The organism is Acidiphilium sp. PA, from assembly GCF_026191915.1.
GTDB lineage: Bacteria > Pseudomonadota > Alphaproteobacteria > Acetobacterales > Acetobacteraceae > Acidiphilium.
Genome location: NZ_JAIMBY010000001.1, coordinates 531,384 through 549,892, shown reverse-complemented (window position 1 = coordinate 549,892; position 18,509 = coordinate 531,384). Strand labels below are relative to the sequence as shown.

Below are 18,509 nucleotides of genomic sequence, written 5' to 3'. Positions count from 1 at the left end.
TCCGTCCGGCGATCAACCCTGGCAAGGGTTGATCGCTGCGCCCGCCGGCGCCTCATACCCTCAGCTTCCAGCGATCAACCGGCTGATCTGTCCGGCCAGCGCTTCGATTGAGAACGGCTTGGTGAGTACATGCATTCCCGGGTCAAGATGACCGTGGCTGATCACAGCGGTCTCCGCATATCCTGTGATGAACAGCACCTTCAGCGCGGGTCGTTGCGCGCGTGCAGCGTCCGCCATCTGCCGTCCGTTCATGCCGCCGGGGAGACCGACATCGGTTATCAGCAAATCGATCCGCACCGGTGACTGCAGGATCGCGAGGCCGCTCGCGCCATCCTCCGCCTCGATCGCGCGATACCCCAGATCGCTGAGCGCCTCGGTCACCAAACTGCGCACCCCGGGTTCGTCATCCACGATCAGCACCGCCTCGCCGGCGCCGGCTTGCGCGGCGTCGCTCGGCATTACCGCAACCTCCGGTTCGGTGGCTGGACCACGATGCCGTGGCAGATACAAACACACCATCGAACCCTCACCCGGTTCGGAATAGATCCTGACCTGGCCGCCCGATTGGCGGGCGAAGCCGTAGATCATCGATAAGCCGAGGCCGGTCCCCAACCCAATTGGCTTGGTGGTGAAAAACGGATCGAACGCGCGCGCAATCACCTCCGGCGTCATGCCGGTGCCGTTGTCACTGACGCAGAGCGACACGTAATGGCCGGGTGCGAGGTCGCAGGCGCGGGCCGCATGATCCTCAAGCCGCCGATTCCGCGTCTCCACGGTCAGGCGGCCGCCGTCCGGCATCGCATCGCGGGCATTGATGCACAAATTAAGCAGCGCATTTTCCAACTGATTGGGATCACACAACGTCGGCCATAGTTCTTTGGACAAAGCAAACTCGACATCGATGGCCGGCCCCACTGTCCGTTCGATCAGATCGGCCATACTGGATGCCAGCAGGTTGATGTCGGTCGGTTTCGGTGCCAGCGTCTGGCGGCGGGAGAACGCCAGTAACCGGTGCGTCAGCGCCGCCGCGCGGGATGCCGCACCCTGGGCGCCGGTGACGTAAGTCTGAAGCGAGTCATAGCGTCGCTGATCAATCCGGCGCCGCAGCAATTCCAGATTGCCCGAAATGCCGGTCAGCAGATTGTTGAAATCGTGCGCGATGCCGCCGGTCAGTTGACCGATTGCCTGCATTTTCTGTGCCTGGCGCAACTGCTCCTCGACCTGCCGGCGATCGGTCAGATCGGTGGCCTCGGGCACCAGTGCGATCACCTCGCCGGCGACATTCAGTACCGGGCGGATCGAAAGTTCGAACACCCGGCGGCCGACGGGAAGGGCGAGGCTGATTTCCTGAACAAAGGTTTCCCCGCGTGCCGCTGTCGCCACCGCGGCTTGCATCAGTTCGGGCATGCCGGGGGTGCCGGCGAACCAAGGGGTTTCCCAGAACCGCAGGCCGGCAATCTGGTCCAATGTCGTGGCCGCCAGGCTCAGCGCGGCGGCGTTGGCTTCGAGCAGGATGCCGTCCGGGGTCAGCAGACCCTGCGCCTGCGAACTCGCGCTGAAAATCGTTCGAAGGCGTGCTTCGGAATGTTCCAACGCCTCGGCCTGTTGGCGTTCGATCGTGGTGTGCCGGCCACTGGCATAGATCAACCCCTCTTCGACGGCGGTCACCCACGCGAGCCACCGCCACGAGCCATCTTTGTGGCGATAGCGATTTTCATGAAACGGCAGAGGCCGCGAACCGACCACGGCCAGCCGCGCCTCGCTCGCCGGCCGGTCGTCGGGGTGGACGAATTCGAGAAAACTACGACCGATCAGGTCATCGCGGGCCCAGCCGAGCAGCTCGGTCCAGGCATCGTTAATGGCCCGGATACCGCCCGCCTCGTCCAGCACCAACTGCAGGTCCTGCGAGTTCTTCCAGGCGCGGTCGCGCTCGCGCGTTCGTTGGTCGACTTGTTGTTCGAGCGTGGCGTTCAATATTTCCAATGCCTGCTGGGCCCGCAACCGTTCGGTGACGATGCGCGTGCGATCGGCGATCGCGCGGATGAATTCGATGTCATCGGTGGACCACGCCCGCGGCGCAAGACCCGCCACAAAATACAGCGCGACGAACTGGCCCCGTTCGAAGATCGGCAGATTGACGAAGGATCGCACATGGATGCGTTCGAGGTTACCCGCCTGCTCGCGTGTCCGGGCGTCCAGCCGGACATCGCTCACCGCAACGACGTCGCCCCGCTTTAGATCATCGACATAGCATCCAAAGTCGCGCAGCCGATGCTGGCCTATCACCTCGGGGATCATGTCGCTGTGATAATCGTGCAGCACATCGACCGTCTCGGTGTCCAGATCGATTACGCCGTAGCCGGCCCGGCTCACCCCGAGCGTCAACGTCAGGGTTTCCGCCGCGCAGCGCGCAATTTCGTCGATCGATACCATGTCGCGCATCCGATCGGCGAGCACCAGCAGCGCGGCCTGGCGCTGCTGGACATCGTGGATCTGCGTGATGTCACGCCCGACCGAAACCAGCCGTTCCGGTGTGCCGTCGATACCGGGGAGCGGCGAAATCACCACGTCCCACCATTTCGGGGTGCCCTTGTGGGTCGGGCAATAGCCCTGAAACCGCCCGATGCCGCCGCCGCGGGCTTCCGCCACCGCCGCACGCGCGGCGACCAGATCCTCGCCCTGCCATACCCGCAGCCATGACGACCCCAGAACGGTGGCGACGTTGCTGATTTCCATGCTTTCGATGCCGCCAGGGCTGACGAACAGCGTGTGACCGTCGAGATCGAGCACCACGATGCAATCGCGCGCCGAACGCAGGATCAGCGTATTCAGGCCGCGCGCCTCGCGCAGCGTGGCATCGGCCGCACGCTGATCCGTCCGGTCGCGCAGGATCTTCAGATAGCCGACATGCGCGCCAGCCTCATCGCGCAACGGCATCATCTCGCCGCTGGCCCAGAAGCTCGTACCGTCCTTGCGCAAATGCCAGCGCTCGTCATTGGCACGCCCATCGGCCAGTGCCCGACGCATTTCGGTGGTCGGCCGTTGCTGTTCACGATCTTCCGGGGTGAAGATCAGCGCGACATCGCGCCCCACCGCCTCCGCGCTCGACCACCCGAAAATCTGAACGGCACCGGTGTTCCAATCGACAATTGTGCCCGCACAATCGAGCGCCACGATCGCAAAATCGACTGCACTGTGGAAAATTGCCCGATAAAACCGTTCGGACGCCATCTGGCCGACGACCGCCGCTCCGGCTTCAGCGGGAGAGTTTTCATCGGGTTGCCGTCTTGCCACGCGGTCTCCTTGGGTTGCGCTACGCCCGATCCGTGACCAATCAGCGTCTCGATGCGCCATTCCTATAAACCGCCAAGCGATTTGCGTAAACGTAAAGTGTTCCGGCATCCGGGGTCGATCAACACGGTGTGTGAACGTCTGTGACGCAGATGACCAAGGTTTCATGCTGACGTGCTCGCCGGCGCTTGTGATTGCGCCATCTATTGCCACGTCTCGTTTCAACGAAACCCCGTTGGAGGATATTCTCATGCCGCCATGGATTGTCTTTCGCCGCGATACCGACGGCGTCATTGAACGTGTCGGTGGCTTGTGGGACGCGCCGGATGCGGGGTCAGCGATCAAGCGTATGTGCGACGAGCGCGACAGGACGGATGACGGACATTGGCTAGCCGAGCGTCCTGATGATCAGTCCCACATCATCAACTGGGCGCTCGATGAGGAAAAAAAGGCCCGCCCACGGCGCTTATGATCACCAAAGCCCGAGCATCACAACGGAATGTCCTATCATGACAGATCCAGTCCCCGACGGCCATCAGGACATCAATGCGTCGGTCGCCGTGCGTGAAGCGGTCGGTATTTTCGATGATCAGGCCTCTTTGCAGGCCGCAATCGACGAACTGATGTTGGCGGGTTTTGCTCGCTTCGAACTCGGGCTGCTCGATCCCGCGGCGGTCCAGGATGCGCCGCCGCATCATCTGGCGGATGATCCTACCGTGCAGCGCAAGCCCTATGTGGCGCCGGAATCGGTCGGCGATGCCCAGGGCGGTCTGATCGCCGGTTTTGCGCTTCTGCCCGCGATGGGCGCGGCCGCCGCGACGGCTGGAACAGGCGCGGCGATTGCCGCAACGGCGGCTGTTACCGCCGCAACCGGCGGCGTCGGTGCCCTTATCGGCGGTGCGCTCGTTTACGCGTTGACGCGCAACCGGGACCGTGGGATCGCGGCGCAAGAGGATGCCGGCGGCCTGCTGCTTTGGGTCCGCGTGCGCTCGGCAGCGCATGAGCGGCTCGCACTGGATATCCTGAGGCGCAATGCTGCCCATCATGTGCATGGCCACGACTGATTTGCCCCAGCCGCGGGCCTCTCAGTGGATCATTTCGCGGATCTTGCTGGCCAGCGCGTGGAGGGCGAAGGGTTTGGTCATTACGTCCATCCCCTGATCGAGCAGACCATTACCGACCGCGGCCTTCTCGGCATAACCCGTGATAAATAGGACCCGCAGATCATGACGGTTCTGCCGCGCCGCATCGGCCAACTGGCGTCCATTCATACCGTTCGGTAGCCCGACATCGGTGATTAACAGATTGATCGGGCTGGCGGAGCGCAGAATGCGTAACGCGGCACGACCGTCCTCGGCTTCGAGCGATGCGTAGCCCAGATCATCCAGGACCTCGCGCACCAGCATGCGGATCGCGGACTCGTCATCGACGATCAACACCGTTTCACCGGGTTGCGCGCGCGGTATCTCAGTGCTGGGTCCGGCACCATCGGCGTGGCCAATCCCGCCCTGATGGCGCGGCAGATAGAGCCGGATGGTCGTGCCCGATCCAAGCTGGCTGTAAATCCGCAGATGCCCGCTCGATTGCTTGGTAAACCCATAGACCATCGACAGACCGAGCCCAGTGCCGGCGCCCAGCGGCTTGGTCGTGAAAAACGGATCGAACGCCCGCGATGCCACTTCGGGTGACATGCCGGTTCCAGAATCACTGATGCTCAGCACCACGTAATCGCCCGGCTCGAGGTCGGCATGATCGGCAACGTAGGCTGCATCGAGCACGGTGTTCCCCAGTTCAATTGTCAGCTGCCCGCCCTCCGGCATCGCGTCGCGCGCATTGATAACTAGATTGAGCACGGCACTTTCCAACTGATGCGGATCGCACATGATCGGCCAGACATTGGGCGCGTGGGTGGTCTCGACGCGGATCGTTGGGCCAACCGTACCGGTGATCAGTTCGGACATGCCGAGTACCAGGGCGGTGGCGTCAGTCGGTTTCGGACTGAGCGTCTGGCGCCGTGAAAATGCCAGAAGTCGATGGGTTAGGGCGGCGGCACGTGTGGCCGAAACGGTGGCGATATCGACATATCGTCCAAGGTCGCCATGGCGGCCCTGATTGATACGCCGACGCATGATTTCCAGACTACCGGTGATGCCGGCGAGCATATTGTTGAAATCATGCGCAAGTCCGCCGGTCAGCTGGCCGACCGCCTCCATTTTCTGAGCCTGGCGCAGCGCCTCTTCGGTGCGTTCGCGTTCGGCGATCTGCTGGTGTAGCGCAGCGTTGGCATGCGCTAGTTCCCGGGTACGGTCCTCGACCAGATGCTCGAGCATGACCGCCGTCTGCGCCCGCGCCGCGAGATGATGGCGAACCTCATACTGCCGGCGCCGGGCGCGTAAGGCCGACCCCGCGGCACTCGAAAGCGTCAACGCATCGAGGGGGCGTTCGATCAACGAAGCATTGCGCAGCGTTGCGATCATCCGCAGGCGCCAGCGTTCCACTTCCGGTCGCACCTGCCGGCTGGTCAGGATAATGAATGGCAGATCGGACCAGGGTGCCTGCGTGCTTACCCAGGCCGCAAGAATCGCTTCACCCGGCCCGAACAAACCTTCCTCGGCGATAAACGCTGCCGCTGCGCCGTTGTCGAGCGCGGCGACCAGCGTGGCCGCATCGCGGGATATCACGCTGGAATAGCCGGCGCGCCCCAGAACCCCGGCAATAGCTGCCGCGTCTCGCCCGATCGGCGCTAGTATTGCAAATCGGTCTTCATCCCCGTGTTCGAACGCGGCCGGGGGCGCCGGAGTCTCATCCATCGCGTTTTCCGCCGACCGCGAGCAGCGGTTCTGGACCACCTGTATAAACCGGATTGCCGGACAGGATGCCCGTAAACCCGGTGAGCGGCGCGCCAATCGAAATTCCCTCATCCGTCAGACGAAACTCGCGAATCGTATGTTCATGCGCGCCGCTGCGCTTCTTCATGACCGACAGAGCCCGCCGGATCGTGCCGGCAACCTCGAAATACCGCAGCATGATAACCGCATCGCTCAGATAACTCACATCTAGCGGTGTTTCGGTGGTGCCGATGATGCCGTGCTGCGCGAGCACCATAATGCTCAGCACACCCATCTGGCTCAAATAGCTGAGCAATTCATGCATCTGCAGTACCAGGAATCGGCCATCCGGCATCGCGTTCAAGTAACCATTCAAACTGTCGATGATCACCACCCGCGCCGCTTGCCCTTCGACCGCGGCGCGCACCTGATGGGCGAACTCGCCTGGGGACAACTCGGCGGGGTCCACCTGCCTGATCTGGATCAGGCCGGCGTCCAGCGCCCGATCCAGCGGCATGCCCAGCGCGCGGGCGCGGGCAATGATCGTTCCCCGTCCTTCATCGAACGCAAACACCACGGCGTGCTCGCCGCGCGAAGCGGCGGCTACCGCGTAGCTCAGCGCGAGGGTCGATTTTCCGACGCCCGCGGCGCCCATCAGCAACGCGTTTGTACCACGTTCGAGCCCCCCGCCCAGCAGTTGATCAAGCGCCGCATTGCCGCTCGGGGTCTGTTCGGTAGTGAATGTGGTATGATGTTCTGCGGCGACTAACCGTGGATAAATAGCGAGGCCACCAGTTTCAATGGTAAAATCGTGAAAGCCGCCCCGAAAGCGGATGCCGCGCATCTTAATCACGCGCAACCTCCGCCGCTCCGCGCCGTAGTCGATCGCCAGTTGTTCGAGCAGAATCACGCCATGCGAGATCGAGTGCACTTGCAGGTCGTTCTGTGCCGACGAAAGATCATCGAGGAGAATAACAGTGCAGCGTCGGCCCGCAAAAAAATGCTTCAGGGCAAGAATTTGCCGCCGGTAGCGTAACGGATTCTGTGCCAGCAGCCGCATTTCAGACAGGCTATCGAACACCACGCGAGTCGGGTTGGAGGTCTCAACCCGGTCGAAGACCAACCTTGTCGTTTCGTTCAGTTCCATCTCCGCCGGATGCAGAACCGTCATTTCATGATCCGGATTGAGCAGTGCCTCTGGCGAAAGCAGTTCGAAGACATCGATCCCGTCGAGCGACCACCCATGTCTCTGGGCAACCACCGCAAGTTCTACACGGGATTCAGACAGGGTGATGTAAAGGGTCCGTTCTCCTTGCCGCACGCCTTCGGTCAGAAACTGCATGGCCAACGTCGTCTTGCCAGTACCGGGACGACCTTCGTAAAGGTAAATCCGATCCGCATCGAATCCACCGCCCAAAATGTCATCGAGCCCTGCGCTGCCGGTCGAAATACGGGCGGGGTCGTCCCCTCCACGGGATTGCGGCGCGTCGCCGCCAGATGTCGACACTTGGCCTCCATCACGTTTAATGTCGTTCACAGTCAGCGCCTTACAGCCAGGGGAAACAATCTCTTCTCGTTGTCCAGCCCGATATGGTTGGTGGGTCGTATCTGATCAAGCTGCGCGCCGGCGACAATGCGCAGACGATCGGCCGATATGCTCCACTCATGCGTGCCACCTGAACTACTGTAATGTCTGGAAGCGGCTTTATAAAAACCCAGTACGGACGTTCATCTATCACAGATTTGTGAGCGTTCGTGTATACGCGATGGGACTGCTTGGCGGAGTCGATCTCCTTCGACAAGCCTCGCCTACGGTATGAATTCTTCAGTCGATCAATCCAATCGAACGCGCAGAACAGCATGCGGTGTTCAAATGAAAATCATAGTGTGACATAAGTTTCAAAAATATAATGTCCAGTAAATCATTCGAAAATGTTTGAAGGAGATGGAACCAATCTCTTGGTTTTGAGGACGTGAATCCCCAAATCGTCAAGGTTCGAAAATACAGATTTTGTGCATCGACTTTGAAAATTATGTGGCCGTTTGAACGGCTCCAGGCATTTTTAACATTCCCTGCATCGAATCATTCATTTGGAGGTTTCATGGGTCTCATTCTGCTGATCATTCTGATCGTCATTCTGTTCGGGGGCGGCGGCGGCTACTACGGCTATAACCGTTACGGCGGCCGGGGACTTGGCGGCGTCCTCGGTATCGTGTTGATCGTCCTGATCGTTGTCTGGCTGGTCGGCGGCATGGGCGCGCATGGCGTTGGCATGCACTGACCGCATCGTGTGAAATCGACCCAGGCGGCCGAACCGCTGCCTGGGTTTATTACATCCCGTTGCCTTGCACTTGCATGAAATCGAGCATGGTACGCGGGTAGAGCGTATGAAACATCCAACCTGTCAGTCCGATCGATAACACGAACAGCGGCACGACCAGCAACAGTGAGATGGTCTTCCAGCGTTGTGCACCCGACAAGTTCAGTTGGAACATGAGCAGCGCTTGCGCCAATAACGCCAACCCGGCCAGGATGGCGATAGCGATCACAAACCCCGCATACGACATCTCATGTTGCAGCGTGACCATCAGTGCGATGGCCATCAAACCGACCGATGCCGCATACCCAGCGACAAAGCCGACCGCACTGGCATTGCGAACATCCGGATGATCGAGTGGATCGGCGGGATGCGGGTTCATCGATAGGCTCCGTTGAGATACACGAACACGAAAATGCAGACCCAGATCGATGCCTGAAACATCCAAAAAATCCGCAGGTTGAGCAGCCGGGTGACCACTGCCGTCGTAAATCCCTTCACCGCGACCTGAACCATCATCACCAGCATCCATAGAATCCCGAACACCATATGGACCCCATGGGCCGCGACCAGTACGAAGAAGATCGACAGCAGGCCGCTTCGATCCGGTGTGGCACCCTCGGCGAAGAGCCGAGCGAAGTCCCGCAGTTCGAGCCCGAGAAAGGCGGCACCAAACACAACTGCGGCAAGCAGACCGCCGATGACAAAGGCGCGGTTGCCTGCTTTGAGTCCGACCATCGAAAGGCTATAGGTAAAGACGCTGGTAAATAGGATGATTGTCTGGATAAAAGCGCCGGCGGGGTGAACCACATCGCGGATCTGCGGACCGCCGGCGGCGTTGTAAGGGTGGTCGAGTACGGCGTAGGCTGCGAACAATGCTGCGAAAATCAGGGCATCGCTCATCATATAAAGCCAGAACCCCAGCGTATGCATCGAAACCGGGTCCGCTTCGGGATGATGCGGCGCCCAGAGCGGTTCCTCAGGCCCGATCAGACGATGTGCAGTGCGGCTCATTGGAATAACATCAGTTCAGCAACCGGCGGGCTGATATGATCGGTCATGATCCCCGTATCCTCATGATTGCGTTCCATCCGGCGCACCATCGCGGCCTTCAGTGTGAAACCTTTATCGTCCGCGAATGAGCGCAGAATGACGAGGCCGATGATCCCGAGCAAGCTGAACCCGGCCAGCCACCAGATGCGCCACACCATGCCGAAGCCGAACCCGAACGCCAGCCCACCAAGCAACGCCGGCACGATGGTGTTGTTCGGCAGATGAATGTCCTCGTATTGGTCCGGTGATGTCGCGGTCAACCCGCTGTCACGCCGCATCGCCCATGCATCACGCCCATGCACGACCGGGATGACCGCAAAATTATAGAACGGCACGGGAGTCTGCGTCATCCACTCCAGCGTGCGGGAGGTTTGCCACACATCCTGGCCATGCGCTTCCTTCGCGCGATCGCGGATACTGACGTAGATCATCTTGCAGAAATAAAAGACCGATACACAATACAGAAAAATGCCGAATTCCTGAATGATCAGCAACGGTTGCCAGTGCGGATCATACAGATAATCCAACCGGCGGGTCATGCCCATCAAGCCAAGTATATACATCGCGGCGAACACGAACACCGTGCCGAGCGAGAAAAACGTGAAGAACCGCCGGCCGCTATGCTCATCGAGCCGGAAACCGAAGACTTTCGGAAACCAGTACATCAGTCCAGCAAAAATACCGAATACACTGACCAGGAACATCGTGTGGAAATGCGCCACCACAAATACGCTGTTATGCACCGTGTAGTTGATTGCAGGAATGGCGAGCATCATCCCTGTCAGGCCGCCAACCAGCAGCAGAAACAGCGCGCCGATCGCCCATAACATCGGCGTCTCAAAGCGCAGACGGCCACGATACAGCGTGAGCGACCAATTGAACACCTTCACGCCGGTCGGAATGCCGACCAGCATGGTCGAGACGCTGAACACCAGATTGACGCCTGGCCCCGCACCCATGGTGAAGAAATGGTGCAGCCATACCGCCCAGGACAGACCGGCGATTGATAAGGTTGCCGCAACCATGACGGTGTAGCCGAACAGCGCCTTCTCGGAAAACGTCGGGATCACCTCAGACATGATGCCCCACGCCGGCAGGATGATGAAATAAACCTCGGGATGTCCCCAGATCCAGAACAGGTCCGTGTACAGCATCAAATTCCCACCGAGACCGGCAGTATAGAAATGTGTACCCAGATAACGATCACAGCTCAACAAAGCGAGGGCAACGCCCAGAACCGGAAACGCGGTGAGCCCGATGGTCTGCGTACTTAGCGTCGCCCAGGTGAAAAACGGCATCCGAAACCAGCGCATACCCGGGGCGCGCATCATGACGATCGTGGTGATCAGGTTCAGCGCGCCGAGCGTGGTGCCGAGGCTGCTCAGCTGCAACGCCCAATCCCAGTAATCGACCCCTACGCCGGGGCTATAGGGCAGTTCGGTGAGCGGTATGATGCCGACCCAGCCGGCATGCGAGAAATCGCCGACGAACAGCGAAATCATGACCAGCGCGGCCCCCGCCGCGGTCAGCCACAGGCTGACCGCGTTGAGATAGGGAAACGCCATATCCCGTGCGCCAATCTGCAACGGCACGATGATGTTCTGAAACCCGGTCAGGACCACGGTGACGGCAAAAATGATCATGATGGTGCCGTGCGAGCTGTAGATCTGATCAAAATGGAACGGCGGCAAATACCCGTGCACCGCCTGAAGATGTGCTGCTGACCGCGGCCCATCGGCCAGTAATTGCTGTGTGCGGATCATCACGCCATCGATGAAGCCGCGCAACAGCATCACCAGCCCGATAATGATGTACATGACCCCGATTTTCTTGTGGTCGAGCGTGGTGATCCACTCGCGGATCAGATAGCCCCACCTGCGATAGTAGGTAAACAGCGCAACAATCGGCACCGCCATCAGCAGCGCAAAGACAAACGCACCGAGCACGATCGGGCTGTTATAGGGTATCTGCGAGAGCGTCAGCCGCCCCAGCCAGGGGGTCCAGGCACCTTGTAGATGAACCAACACTGTTGAACCTCGATACTTTCAGGAATGCGGATAGCCCGATAGATACGGCACACGCCTGGCCAGGTCGCGCCGCATATGCTCGGTCAAAAACATTGGAGTCGTATAGGTCACACCGTTCATCGCTGCGTGGACGATCCGGCTGAACAGATGCGGCTGCACAGCCGAAAACACCTGGGTAACATTGCCCAGATCGATGGTCGGGCGCGCCATCGATCGAAACCGTGCATAGTCGAGATGCGTCGGCACCGCCTGCGTTTTCGCAACCCAGGCCGCAAATCCAGCTTGCGTCATCACGCGGGTCGGAAACTGCATCCACGAAAATCCCGCGCCGCTGATGTCCGCCGAAAACCCCTGCCAAACGCCGGGCCGGTCAGCGCGCATCATGTCCTTGGTCCGCATCCCGGGCATGACGTCGATCATGCCGATCAGTTGCGGGATATAGAAATCATTGACGACATCGGTCGCGGTCAGGCGGAACTCAATGTTCCGGCCCGCCGGTAGCCGGAGCGCATTGAGTATCGCGATGTGCTGATCGGGATAGATAAACAGCCACTGCCAGTCGGTTGCGACAACGTCGATTACCAGCGGATTCGCTTTCCCCGGCCGATCCGGCATGGCGAGCAAGGATTTGCGTTGCCCTAGGGCCGTCGGCGCATAGGGGTTCACCAGAAACACACCGCGCCATGAAAAATAGGCGAGTGTCGCCACCGCGGCGAACGGCACGCCCCACATCAAAACCTCGAGCCGAACCGAATGCGTGAAGCCGGGATCGTAGCGAGCCTTGCGCGCGGCCCGGAAACGCCATAGCGATATCGCAACGAAAATACCGGTCGGCAGAATGATGCAAAGCATGATCAGCACATCGATCACGCTCAACCGCAACGACGTCGCCGCAATCGGCCCATCCGGATGCAGCAGCCGGAGCTGATGCCCCGAACACCCAGACAGCGACGCCAACAGTGCCAGTGGCGACAGCCGCAACCAACCGCATCGCCGTCTCATGAAATCTGCACGATGCCTTAGTTGCACAATCGCAATAATCCCCTGGTTCACCGCGGCTATAATGTCCGCGCGCATGCGTGGCGCTCATGGCGGGTCCTGTCACGGCGCCTCAGCCCACATTGGGATGGCGCATCCGGCGATCAACGGATGCGCGCGACCAACCCGTCACAAAGCCGTCAGGCCCGGATTATCGGCGCCGTCGGGTCAGCACTGTCTGGATCAGCACGGCGATCAGCAAAAACACCCCGCTCGCCAGATTTTGATAATAAGAGCTCAAATTCCCGATCTGATCGATCACGTTCTCGATCAGGCCGAGCAGCAGAACACCGGACAGCGCGCCCGCCATGGTGCCCACGCCACCGGTCAACAGCACGCCGCCGATCACCGCCGCCGCGATCGATTTCAATTCCTCGCCCTGGCCGGCGGTGGAGATGCCCGATGACAGATGCGCCGCCAGCAGCGCCCCTGACAGGCCGGCGAGCGTGCCGGAGACCACGTAGGTGAGTACTTTGATGCGTGCCACCGGCACACCCAGCATCCGCGCCGCTTCCTCATTGCCGCCGATCGCAAACACCGCCACACCGTACCGGGTGCGGTTGAGCACGATGGCGGCGATCGCAAACCCGATCAACACAATCCAGATCAGATTATCGATCCCAAGGATCTGCCCGTTCGCGATCAGGCCGAACACCCCGGGCGTGGCAATCACCAGGCTGTTCTTCGCCAACACCAGCGCAATCCCGCGCACGCCGAGCAGGGCCGCCAGCGTGACAATGAACGGTGCCATGCCGGCGCGCGCGATCAACAGACCATCGACCAATCCCACCGCGCCGCCGGCCAGCGCAGGCACCAGCAAGGCCGCCCACCAGCCATAAGGCAGCGCATAGGCCGCCAACACGGACCCAAGGCCGATCAACGAACCCACCGATAAATCAAACCCACCCAGGATGATCACGAAGGTCTGGCCGATCGCCACCAAGCCCAGAAAACTCGCCGCGGTACCGATGTTCTCGAAATTCGCAACCGTCGGAAAAAACGGAAAGCGCAGGCTCGCGACAATCGTCGCCAGCACCAGCACGCCAATCGCCCCACGCGACTGGATCAGCGCGATCAACCGTGCCCGTCGCTCCGGCGCGGCGCCTTCTGCCCGTACGGCCGCGCTTGTACCCGACACGCTCAACCCCCCGCCCGCTGCAAATACAGCGCACCGACGATGAACACCGCCTTGAGGATCTGCGCATAGCTGAAATTGATGTCGTTCATAATGAAACTCGCCCCCAGCACCTGCAACAGCAACACGCCGAACACGCCGCCGAGAATCGAAATCCGCCCGCCGGACAGCGGCGTGCCGCCAATCACCGCCGCGGCGATCGCATCGAGTTCGTAATTGACGCCGATGTAATTGGGGTCGGACGCGCCAAGCCTGGCCGCCGCGAACACACCCGCCAGCCCCGCGAGCACGCCGCTCGCGGCATAGACCAGCAACAACGTGCGCCGCACCTTGATCCCGGCAATCATCGCCGCCGCCTTGTTCGCGCCGATGAACAGCACGTATCGCCCGAACATCGTGGTGCGGACCAGAAAAGCGACCAACCCCGCAATCGCGAGGGCAATAATCGCGACGGTCGGCACGATCCAAACGGCGCCGATGCCCAGCGCATCGAACAAGCCGCCGGTCGGCAGGCTCACGCGCGAACCATCGAGCAGGGCTTCCGCGGTGCCGCGCGCGGCAACCAGCAGCGCCAGGCTCGATATCAGCGGATTGATGTCCAGGGCCGCGATCAGGCCACCATTGATCATCCCCACCACCAGCCCCGCACCAACCCCCGCCGCCACCGCCAGCCATGAGCCGCCGGGCAGCGCCAGTGCCATCACCGCCGCGGCCAGCCCCATGGTCGAGCCTACCGACAGATCGATGCCGCGCGTACCAATGGCGAGGCTCTGCCCCAGCGTCACCAGAATGACCGGCGCCGCCTCGAACAGCAGGTTGCGGATCACGAACACGTTGCGAAAGCCGGGTGTGAAAATCAAATCGATCACGATCAACGCGGCAAACGCCACATAGACGCTTTGCGCCCGCAGCAGAGCCATCGGGCTGTCATGCCCGGTCCGCGCCATCAAACCGGTGCTCATGGGTGCGCGACCGCCTCGTGCGGCTGGGCCAGTATGTCTAGCACGTCCTGCACCTCCAGCCCGTCGGTGCTGGTCGCACCGGTTACCGCTCCTTCGGTGAGCACGATCAACCGATCCGCCAGCGCCATCAATTCCTCCATCTCCGACGATGTCACCAGCACACCCAAACCTTGCTCGACCAGCCGGTTGATCGCCTCATGCACCTCGGCCTTCGCGCCGACATCGATGCCGCGGGTCGGATCATCGAGCATGATCGCGCGCGGCGCCGTGGCCAGGCAGCGCGCCAGCAGCACCTTCTGCTGATTGCCGCCCGAGAGCGAGGTGATCGGCGCATTCGGCCCGGCGGTCTTGATGCCCAGAACCTTGGTGAATTCGGCAACCATCGCCGCCTGCTTGCGCTGCGAGACGAAGCCGAACCGGGCAATGCGGGGCAGGGCGGTCGCGGTCAGATTTTCAGCGACCGACAGCTTGGGAAATATCCCCTCCGCACGCCGATCCTCGGATAAAAACGCCAGACCCGCCGCAATCGAGCGTCCGGGTGTGGTGGAGGGGACAGAGCTGCCGCCGACGCGGATTGCCCCGCCCTCTTTGGTCTCGGCGCCAAAACTCGCCTTCATCGTCTCGGTCCGGCCCGAACCGAGCAACCCTGCCAACCCAACAACTTCACCAGGCCGTACAGCGAACGATACGTCGCGCACCCGGTTGCGCCAGCGCAGGCCACTCGCCTCGAACGCGGCGACGCCCTCGCGCGGGGTTCGTGCGGGCCGATTGCCGTGAATGGCCTCGGCATTGCGCCCAAGCATCGCGCCGATCAGCGCGGCGCGCGGCAAATCCGCAACCGCTTCACTGGCCACCACGCGGCCGTCGCGCAGCACCGTCAGCCGGTCGCACAGCCGATAGGATTCCGAAAGCCGATGGCTGACGAACAAAATCGCAATACCGTCGGCCTTCAGCCGGTCGACCACCCGATACAGCGTTTCCACCTCGGTACCGGTCAACGCGGAGCTGGGCTCATCGAGAATCGCAACCCGTGCTCCAAGCCGGACACCCCGCGCGATCGAGACCATCTGCTGCAAACCAAGACCCAGCGCGCCAAGCCGTGCGCGCGGGTCGATCGCGAGATCGTAGCGCGCCAGCAGCTCGGCCGCTGATCGCTCCATCCGCGCCCGATCGATCAGCACGCCGAACCGGCGCGGCTCGTTGCCGAGAAACAGGTTTTCGGCAACGCTGCGCTCGGGAATCAGGTTGATCTCCTGATACACCGCACTAATCCCCTGGCGCTGCGCGGCACGCGGGCTATCCAGGCGAACCGCAGTGCCGCTCAAGATAATCTCACCCTCATCGGGCTGATAAAACCCGGTCAGGATCTTGATCAACGTGGACTTGCCGGCACCGTTTTCGCCAGCCAGCCCATGCACTTCGCCCGCCCGCAAGGCGAACGACACGTCGGATAATGCCTGCACCGCGCCAAAGCGCTTGGACACGGCGCGGGTTTCGAGGATGATATCGGACAAGATCGTATCAGTTCCGCAATTAGTAGGGCGCATCGCTCGCGAGAGCCGATTTGGCATCGGCCTGCGTGTAGAGATGATCCTTGATCACGATGGTCTGCGGCACGGGCTTGCCGTCGAACCAGTTCTGGATCTCGTGCAGCGCAATGGGCCCGAAGCGCGGATTGGTTTCATCATCGGCATAGACCCACCCGCTGACGATATCCTGCACGCCCTGCTTGGTGCCATCGATCGTCACGATCTTGACCTGACCCGGCTTTTTGCCGGCATCCCGCAGCGCCGTGATCGCGCCGAACGCCATCGTGTCGCTTTGGGTGTAGACCGCATTGACGTTCGGATGCGCCAGCAAAATCTGGCTCATCACGGTCTGCGCGTCGGTCGTCGACCAATTGCCGGTCTGTGCCGCAATGATCTTCATGCCCGGATATTTATGGATTGCTGCGGCAAACCCCTTGGTCCGCGCGGTCTCGACCGAATTGCCGTACGCACCCTGGATTTCGGCGATCACCGCATGGCCGCCGGTCGCCTTGGCGAGTTGCTCGCCGTCGATCTCGCCCTGCTTGTAAAAATTCGAGCCCATGAAGCTGAGATAATCGGTGCAATCAGTGCCGGCGGTATGGCGATCGATCGTGATGATCGGAATATGCTTGCCGACCGCCTGAGCGAACGCCGGTTGCAGCCCGGTCGAGTTCAGCGGCGCGATCACGAGCGCCTGGGCACCCTGATTGATCATGCTCTCCACATCGGCGACCTGCTTGGCCTCGTTGCTGTGTGCGTTGGTATAAACGTAGCGCTTGGCATGAAACGATGCAGCCGCATCCTTGAGGGATTTGGTCTCCTCCGCGCGGAACGGATTTTCATTGCCCTGCGATTGCGAAAACCCGACGACAATGGCCGAGATTTTCATATGGTTGGGATGCGGATTGACGCAAACCGCCTTGGAGCGCGAGCGGATCATCTGCGCGGCGTGCGGCGACGGCGACTGGGCATGCGCCACGCCCGCGAGTGCTGCGGCACAAGCGACTGATGTGACGACCCATGATGTCTTGATGGCCATTGTTGGTTTCCTCCGTTTATTGGCGGCAGCAAGAAAAGGCAGAATTATCCCGACCGAACCGTATCGAACAACCTGAACCGCTAGGGCCAGCACGATCATGCTGACCCAACCTCAGACCGTTCGTCTGTTCCATAATTTAGAACCTTGTTCTGGACTAGAAGATAAACGCAGTTTCTTGCATCGTCAATCATGCCTTTGATGGACCGCCGCAGCGAACCGGTCGACTAGCTTCGACCGGCCCGCGCCGACATGTTTCAGAACGGAATTTTATTCTTCAAGGCCGCTGCGGCGTTTGCTCTGGTATACAGATGATCGGTCAATACCATGTGCTGGTGTACCGGCTTGCCGTCGAACCAATTCTGAAGTTCGTAGAATGCCAGGGGGCCAAACCTCGGATTCGTTTCATCATCGGCATAGATCCAGCCGCTCACAATGTCCTGCACGCCCTGTTTGGTCCCGTCGATCGAAACGATCTTGACCTGACCTGGTTTTTTGCCGGCATCGCGCAACGCCGTCATCACCCCGAACGCCATTGTATCGGCCTGCGCATAAACGGCATTGACGTCCGGATGTGCCAGCAGAATTTGGCTCATCACTTTCTCAGCGTCCGTGGTGAACCAGTTGCCGGTCTGCTCGGTCACGATTTTCATCCCCGGATACGCCTTGAGCCCGGCCGCAAACCCTTCGGTGCGCGCCACTTCGACGGAGTTGCCGTAAGCGCCCTGAATTTCAGCGATTTTGGCGTGGCCTCCTGTTGCCTTAGCCAGTTCTTTCGCGTCGATCTCGCCCTGCTTGAAGTAGAAATTCGATCCCATAAAGCTGATATAATCGGTGCATATGGTGCCGGCGGTGTGCCGGTCCAGCGTTATGATCGGAATGTGCTTCGCCGCGGCCTGGGCAAAGGCGGGTTGCAGGCCAGTAGCGTCGAGCGGCGCAATCACGAGAGCCTGGGCACCTTGGTTGATCATGCTCTCAACATCTGCGACCTGTCGGGCCTCGTCGCTATGAGCATTGGTGTAGATCAGGTGCTTGACATGAAAACTGGCGGCAGCGTCTCGAACCGACTTGGTTTCGCCAGCGCGGAACGGGTTTGCGTTCGATTCAGATTGGGAAAACCCGACGACCAACTTCGACAGATTAACATGCGAGGGCGATGGATTGATACACACAGCCTTTGACTGAGCCTGAGTGATTTTTGAAGGGTCGACGGGCGCAGTACCTGCCAGTGCCGTGGCACTGAGGAAAGCAGTTGTAGCCAAAAATAGCTTTGCGAAATTCATTGTTTCCTC

Annotated in this window: 15 protein-coding genes; 3 read left to right on the top strand and 12 right to left on the bottom strand. The window is 60.7% G+C overall.

Features of this window, described 5'->3' with window-relative positions:
- Window positions 1-60 precede the first annotated feature (60 nt).
- A complete protein-coding gene (locus AruPA_RS02550) occupies window positions 61-3,294 on the bottom strand; it encodes a PAS domain S-box protein (RefSeq protein WP_265634795.1) in 3,234 nt (1,077 codons plus the stop codon).
- Between the two features lie 130 nt (window positions 3,295-3,424).
- On the opposite strand from AruPA_RS02550, the gene AruPA_RS02545 reads away from it, so the two are divergent.
- Together AruPA_RS02545 and AruPA_RS02540 are read left to right on the top strand one after the other, a co-directional pair.
- Window positions 3,425-3,763 carry a hypothetical protein gene (locus AruPA_RS02545; protein ID WP_265634794.1) on the top strand — a complete coding sequence of 113 codons (339 nt, stop codon included), beginning with the start codon at window positions 3,425-3,427 and terminating at the stop codon, window positions 3,761-3,763.
- 37 nt (window positions 3,764-3,800) lie between these two features.
- Entirely contained in the window at window positions 3,801-4,355 is a 555-nt protein-coding gene (locus AruPA_RS02540; protein ID WP_265634792.1) for a hypothetical protein, read from the top strand.
- 21 nt (window positions 4,356-4,376) lie between these two features.
- On the opposite strand, the gene AruPA_RS02535 is transcribed toward AruPA_RS02540, so the two are convergent.
- Window positions 4,377-6,101, bottom strand: coding sequence for an ATP-binding protein (locus tag AruPA_RS02535; protein ID WP_265634790.1), 1,725 nt, complete (start codon window positions 6,099-6,101; stop codon window positions 4,377-4,379).
- Window positions 6,094-7,656, bottom strand: coding sequence for an ATPase domain-containing protein (locus AruPA_RS02530; RefSeq protein ID WP_265634788.1), 1,563 nt, complete (start codon window positions 7,654-7,656; stop codon window positions 6,094-6,096). Before AruPA_RS02530 ends, AruPA_RS02535 begins: the two co-directional genes overlap by 8 nt.
- A gap of 565 nt (window positions 7,657-8,221) precedes the next feature.
- Here AruPA_RS02530 and AruPA_RS02525 point away from each other — a divergent pair.
- Window positions 8,222-8,401, top strand: a complete 180-nt coding sequence (locus AruPA_RS02525; protein WP_265634786.1) for a DUF3309 family protein — start codon at window positions 8,222-8,224, stop codon at window positions 8,399-8,401.
- Window positions 8,402-8,450: 49 nt separating this feature from the next.
- Here AruPA_RS02525 and AruPA_RS02520 read toward each other — a convergent pair whose 3' ends face one another.
- The 9 genes from AruPA_RS02520 to AruPA_RS02480 form a co-directional block, all read right to left on the bottom strand.
- Window positions 8,451-8,819 carry a hypothetical protein gene (locus AruPA_RS02520; protein WP_265634785.1) on the bottom strand — a complete coding sequence of 123 codons (369 nt, stop codon included), beginning with the start codon at window positions 8,817-8,819 and terminating at the stop codon, window positions 8,451-8,453.
- The gene (locus AruPA_RS02515; protein ID WP_265634783.1) at window positions 8,816-9,370 is read right to left on the bottom strand and encodes a cytochrome c oxidase subunit 3; all 555 of its coding nucleotides are present in this window, start codon (window positions 9,368-9,370) and stop codon (window positions 8,816-8,818) included. Before AruPA_RS02515 ends, AruPA_RS02520 begins: the two co-directional genes overlap by 4 nt.
- 77 nt (window positions 9,371-9,447) lie before the next feature.
- Window positions 9,448-11,517 carry a cbb3-type cytochrome c oxidase subunit I gene (locus AruPA_RS02510; protein WP_265634781.1) on the bottom strand — a complete coding sequence of 690 codons (2,070 nt, stop codon included), beginning with the start codon at window positions 11,515-11,517 and terminating at the stop codon, window positions 9,448-9,450.
- An 18-nt stretch (window positions 11,518-11,535) separates the two neighbouring features.
- Window positions 11,536-12,519 (bottom strand): ubiquinol oxidase subunit II, encoded by a 984-nt coding sequence (locus AruPA_RS02505; RefSeq protein WP_265634780.1) that lies wholly within the window; start codon window positions 12,517-12,519, stop codon window positions 11,536-11,538.
- Window positions 12,520-12,706: 187 nt separating this feature from the next.
- Window positions 12,707-13,693, bottom strand: coding sequence for an ABC transporter permease (locus tag AruPA_RS02500; RefSeq protein ID WP_265634778.1), 987 nt, complete (start codon window positions 13,691-13,693; stop codon window positions 12,707-12,709).
- A 2-nt stretch (window positions 13,694-13,695) separates the two neighbouring features.
- Window positions 13,696-14,652 carry an ABC transporter permease gene (locus AruPA_RS02495; protein ID WP_029312938.1) on the bottom strand — a complete coding sequence of 319 codons (957 nt, stop codon included), beginning with the start codon at window positions 14,650-14,652 and terminating at the stop codon, window positions 13,696-13,698.
- Window positions 14,649-16,166: a sugar ABC transporter ATP-binding protein gene (locus tag AruPA_RS02490; protein WP_265634773.1), complete on the bottom strand. Its 1,518-nt coding sequence runs from the start codon at window positions 16,164-16,166 to the stop codon at window positions 14,649-14,651. The genes AruPA_RS02495 and AruPA_RS02490 overlap by 4 nt, the downstream gene beginning before the upstream one ends.
- Window positions 16,167-16,185: 19 nt before the next feature.
- Complete coding sequence (locus tag AruPA_RS02485) at window positions 16,186-17,220, bottom strand: ABC transporter substrate-binding protein (protein WP_265634771.1); 1,035 nt, start codon at window positions 17,218-17,220, stop codon at window positions 16,186-16,188.
- A gap of 254 nt (window positions 17,221-17,474) precedes the next feature.
- The gene (locus AruPA_RS02480) at window positions 17,475-18,500 is read right to left on the bottom strand and encodes an ABC transporter substrate-binding protein (protein WP_265634769.1); all 1,026 of its coding nucleotides are present in this window, start codon (window positions 18,498-18,500) and stop codon (window positions 17,475-17,477) included.
- Window positions 18,501-18,509: the final 9 nt, after the last annotated feature.